Below are 4911 nucleotides of genomic sequence, written 5' to 3' on the forward strand. Positions count from 1 at the left end.
TGCTGTATGGGGGCGTAGGCTTCGATCTTGCTTGGTATTGGCGGGTTGTATCCCGCCTTTCTGGTGGTGTTCAAGCATGTGTTTATGTCAGCGTCGATCTCTAGGCTGCAGTTCCTGCGCAAGCATCGGAGCTTTCAGGGCGTACACCGGCATCCTCCAAGAGTACAGGGTGGCGTTCGACAGCATGGATGCAATGCTGAGGGAGCTAGAAGAGTATAGGAGCAGGATTGAAGGCTTCCTCGAGGAATGGGAAGCGGAGAAGACATACTAGGATCTCTCCAAGATTATAGAGATGGGCTAGTGCGGGGGCCGGGATTCGAACCCGGGCAGGCCGACGCCAGCGGAGCCTGAGTGTGGGCCCCTCATAGGGACCGCCCCCTTTGACCTAGCTCGGGCACCCCCGCTAGTGATCATAACTGAGTGAAAAGTAAAATATTTTTCTTCCGTGAAGGCGGGAAAACATATATAAATTGTTTTTTCTTTATGCTGAGAGGGTTTCAATGGTCAAGGTATTTCAAGTCGAGGAAAGAGTTCCAGTACCAGAGAACGTAAAAGTATCCATCAATAACAAGAGAGTTGTAGTCGAGGGGCCACTCGGAAGGACTGAAAAGGACTTTAGCTTTGCTAAGAAAATAGAGATCACATATGAAGACAATCAAGTGAAAATAGAGGCTTTTCTCGCCAACAAGAGGGAATACTCTCTTGTCAAGACAATCGCTGCGCACATCAATAATATGATTGTAGGGGTGACTAAGGGATTCCGCTACAAGATGAAAATAGTGTACGCACACTTCCCGATGAACATAAAGGTCGACAAGGATAAAGTGATCATCGAGAACTTTCTCGGGGAAAGAGGTAAGAGATATGCTGAGATTCTCCCAGGAGTTAAAGTGAAGGTCGAAAAGGAAGACATTATAATAGAGGGCATCGACAAGGAGGCTGTCGCCCAGACAGCCGCTAGGATTCATCAAGCAACTCAGTTGAGGGGCGATAGGAGGCCAAGTCCTCATGGACGCGAAGGAACAGGTCCTGGCGTGCTCGACGGGATCTACCTATACGCTGTAGAACACATGAAGGCTTAAACCTCATGCAGGTTCACATAGGAGTCGATGACACAGATTCTCCACAAGGGTTTTGCACGACATTCCTTGGTTTTCTACTTACTCTCGAGTTTAAGAGGCTTGGCCTCACATTCCTGGATTTGCCATATCTGGTCAGGCTAAACCCTAATGTTCCATTCAAAACGCGCGGCAATGCGGCTATATCACTTCACCTAGAAGCACCCAATTTGACCATAGAAGAAGTGGTGAAACTACTCTCGAATCTAATATCAAAGTATTCAGAGAAACATGGAAAGACTTCTCCCGGCTTTGTAGTTGTTGTTGGAGAAGTCAACGAGGAGTTAAGGAAGCTCTACTCCAGAACTTTGAGGGAAGTCGTCCCGCTATCATACGTCAAGGAACAGATCAAAAAAGGTGTCTACGGTGAGGTCGTGGTAGGAGGTATAGGTAGGGGTAGAGGCCTCGTAGGGGCTCTAGCAGCTGTGGGGGCTTATCCCCTCGAGGATTACACGTATGAGTTGCTCCTTTACAGGGATCACATGGAAAGAGAAACAAGTAAGTTGGTTGACGAAGAAATACTCATAGAGTTCGACAGGAAGCACAGACCGCTGGTATTCGCTACATATGACTACGTAGAAAAACGGCTGCTCGCGGTACCACGCGGAGCAGATCCCGTGCTGCTTGGAGTTCGTTCACTAAGCCCTAGACCTCTCTTAGAGTTTCTCGAGGTTTATGCCTCAAGGGCTTTAAAGAGCAAGCCGGTTGGCTACATCATCTATAAGACAAACCAGGCTACGAACAGTCATCTGCATCTTAAAAAACAGGTGGGCCAGGTACGGCCATATGACTCCGTGGTAGTTGAGGGAGTCGTTAAGGGACACCCCAAGATAATCGAGTCGGGTCATGTTGTTGTCGAGCTCTGTGACGGTGAGGGTTGTGTTGAAGTAATGTTTTATCGCGAGACAGGCAGGCTTAACAGAGTTGCGAGGCTTCTTAGGCCAAGCGATAGGATCGAGGTTGGAGGTGGAATTATTCCTAGAAAAGGCTTAACCTTGAACGGAGAGTACGTGCGCATTATATCACTTCAGATGGACGTTATCATCCGAAACCCTATTTGTCCCAGATGTGGAGCACGGATGAAGTCGGCTGGTAAAGGAAAAGGTTACAAGTGTCTAAAATGTGGTTACAGGGCAAAAACACTCGAGAAATCTATAGAAGAGCGGCCCCGCATCTTAGAGCCGGGACTATACGTCCCCAGCATGAGAGCGTATCGTCACTTGACTAGGCCAAGAGAGATTGTAGGATTAGCACCGGAGCCTCTAGGAATTCTGCTTAGCAAAGGCGTCTTTGCTTCAAGAATGATTAGTCTGAATCCAGGGAAACAAGAAGAAATATGAAGACTATAATGTGGATGGTTTTCCGGGGGGTTATGGGCCAAGGAAGTCCTCTATTCTTGGAAGCTTCTTTGGTAGACCCTTACGTTCCCTAATAGCGAGGGCTATCTCTTCTAGCTGTGAGGATGGGACGGGAGCCCATCTGTAGAATTCGTATGCAAAGAAAGCCCTCCCCTGTGTAGCCTCTCTTAACTCGTCTGCGATGTTAAAGCTTTCGGCAACGGGCAGCTCTGCCAAGACACGCATCACCATGCCCTTCTCCTCCATACCCATGATTTTCCCTCTGTGCCTGTTAAGGACATTAAGTACGCCGCTTACCTGAGCTGTAGGGACCTTAACGTCTACCTTCAGGATTGGTTCGAGAAGTGTTGGCTTACCCGAGAGAAGGGTTGCCATTATACTGTTCTTTGTCGCCGGCATTATCTGGGCGGGGCCTCTATGGGCAGGATCCTCGTGTAGCACGGCATCTACCAGAACAACTTTAACGCCTCTGACTGGTTCCTGGGCAAGAGGTCCAGCCTCCATTGTCCACCTGAAGCCCTGAACTATTGTGTCCTTTACTTCGCGAAGGTACTGTATACCCGAGGTCTTGTTTAATATTATGTTGAAGTTCTCATCGATGTCCCATATGTTGCGAGCCTCGTCTGTGTCCCATCCAGCGTATTCTCTTAGTATCTGAGCCCTTTCCCGCCAGTCTTGGTCCGCAAAAACCTTGCCTTCCTGGAGAAGTTTTATTGTTTCCTCGTTAAGTGGCTCTGCATAGAAGTAGAGCTTATTGTGCTTATTGGGTGATTTTCCTTCAAATACCTGGCCTTTCTCTCTTATAGTTTCCCTGTATCTCACGATAGGCGGAGACGTGACTATTTCAATACCCGTTCTTTGCTTAAGCTCCCAGAGTGTGATTTCTAGGTGCAACGTGCCCACACCGCTCAGGAGGTACTCGCCGGTCTCCTGGTTAATATATACTTTTAGCGTGGGGTCCTCTATGGCCAGTTTCCTCAAAATGTCCACGAGTTTTGGTAAGTCGCTACTTTTCTTAGGCTCCAATGCGATTGTCACAACGGGCTCCGCAACGTATGTCAGGTGTTCAAAGGGAGTCATTGAATCCTTGAATTTGGTGTCAACAACAGTTTCACCTGCTCTAGCCTTCTCCAAACCAAGCATAGCAACGATGTTTCCGGCAGATATTTGTTCTGTCTTCTCTCTATAGGGTCCCATGTAAAGGCCCACCTGGAGTACTCTAGCTGAGTCTTTTGCGTTGAGCAGGTAGACTTCTTGACCCTCTGTAACCGTTCCGCTGAAAACACGTCCCGTAGCGACATGACCTGCGTGCGGGTCTATAGTTATCTTGCTAACAGCGACCACTGTTGGCCCGTCGGGGTCACATTCGAGCATGGCTTTACCTATCTCGCTATTAAGATCTCCGCGCCACAGTTTCGGGACTCTATATCTCTGGGCCTCGCGTGGATTCGGTATGTGTTCTACAACCATGTCCAGAAGCGCAACGTACAGGGGGAACTCCTGGGCGAGCTGTTCCTTGTTATCATGCAGGTAAGCGTCCACAATATAGTCGAATTTCACCCCCTTCTCAATCGCGAGAGGGACGGTGAGCCCCCACTTGTGAAGCGCGCTTCCAAAGGCAACTTGTCCTTTCGAAAAATCAACCTTCCACTTGTCTTTGAACTCCTTGTCCGCGTAAAGGTCTATTAGAGCATTGAACTCCTTAACTATCTCGATAAAACGCTGCTGGATTTCTTTTGGCTCAAGCCGGAGCTCCTTAATCAGCCTATCAACCTTGTTTATATAAAGTAAAGGTCTAACATACTCCTGTAGCGCCTGTCTTACCACGGTTTCGGTCTGAGTCATTACTCCCTCAACAGCATCTACTACGACAATACCGCCGTCCATCATTCTAAGGCTTCTTGTTACATGTCCAGTAAAGTCAACGTGTCCAGGAGTGTCCACAAGGTTGATCACATAGGGCTTGCCATGCCACTCGTGGTAGAGTGAAACGTTGGCCGCTTTCACCGTCATCTGTCTCAGCTGCTCGATCTCGACGTAGTCTAGCGCTAGTGCCTGTCCAGCCACCTTAGGACTCAGGATGCCTGCCCCCATCAGGAGGGAGTCAGAAGTCGTAGTCTTCCCATGATCCACGTGGGCTAGAGTACCTATATTCCTCACTTGCTCGACGTTCCTCATTATTTTGACGATATCGGAGACCTGCTTATAGCGGACCATCCTTCACACCCATTTCGCTAACGAAAAACGGCTAACCTTTTATAAATCTTGTCGGGGTTCTCGTAGAGCCCGCCTACTTATACTGTTTTGGTTAAGCCGCCTGCGCCACTGAGGGCCTGCCCCCTTTACCCCTCTGGAGGGTTATGATTTGCTCCTGGCGGTGTTGTCTTTCTTCTTGGTGAGGTCTATGATGCCTTGGCATGTCGGGGTGTAGGCTT

The 4911-nt window shown here is 48.8% G+C and carries 4 protein-coding genes and 1 tRNA gene; 3 read left to right on the forward strand and 2 right to left on the reverse strand.

What is annotated here, in order from left to right:
* Positions 1–76: 76 nt before the first annotated feature.
* Positions 77–271: a hypothetical protein gene (locus ACP5KC_RS08690; protein WP_424738926.1), complete on the forward strand. Its 195-nt coding sequence runs from the start codon at positions 77–79 to the stop codon at positions 269–271.
* Between the two features lie 30 nt (positions 272–301).
* Here ACP5KC_RS08690 and ACP5KC_RS08695 read toward each other — a convergent pair.
* Positions 302–404, reverse strand: a tRNA-Leu gene (locus tag ACP5KC_RS08695).
* Between the two features lie 96 nt (positions 405–500).
* Between ACP5KC_RS08695 and ACP5KC_RS08700 the strand changes: the two genes are divergently transcribed.
* On the forward strand, positions 501–1082 hold the full coding sequence (locus tag ACP5KC_RS08700; RefSeq protein WP_052884497.1) for a 50S ribosomal protein L6: 582 nt from the start codon (positions 501–503) through the stop codon (positions 1080–1082).
* A 5-nt stretch (positions 1083–1087) separates the two neighbouring features.
* A complete protein-coding gene (locus ACP5KC_RS08705; protein WP_273434209.1) occupies positions 1088–2458 on the forward strand; it encodes a tRNA(Ile)(2)-agmatinylcytidine synthase in 1371 nt (456 codons plus the stop codon).
* 30 nt (positions 2459–2488) lie between these two features.
* On the opposite strand, the gene ACP5KC_RS08710 is transcribed toward ACP5KC_RS08705, so the two are convergent.
* Entirely contained in the window at positions 2489–4693 is a 2205-nt protein-coding gene (locus ACP5KC_RS08710) for an elongation factor EF-2 (RefSeq protein ID WP_052884495.1), read from the reverse strand.
* Positions 4694–4911: the final 218 nt, after the last annotated feature.

The sequence above is a fragment of the Infirmifilum sp. genome (assembly GCF_049970975.1).
GTDB classification, from domain to species: Archaea; Thermoproteota; Thermoprotei; order Thermofilales; family Thermofilaceae; genus Thermofilum; species Thermofilum uzonense.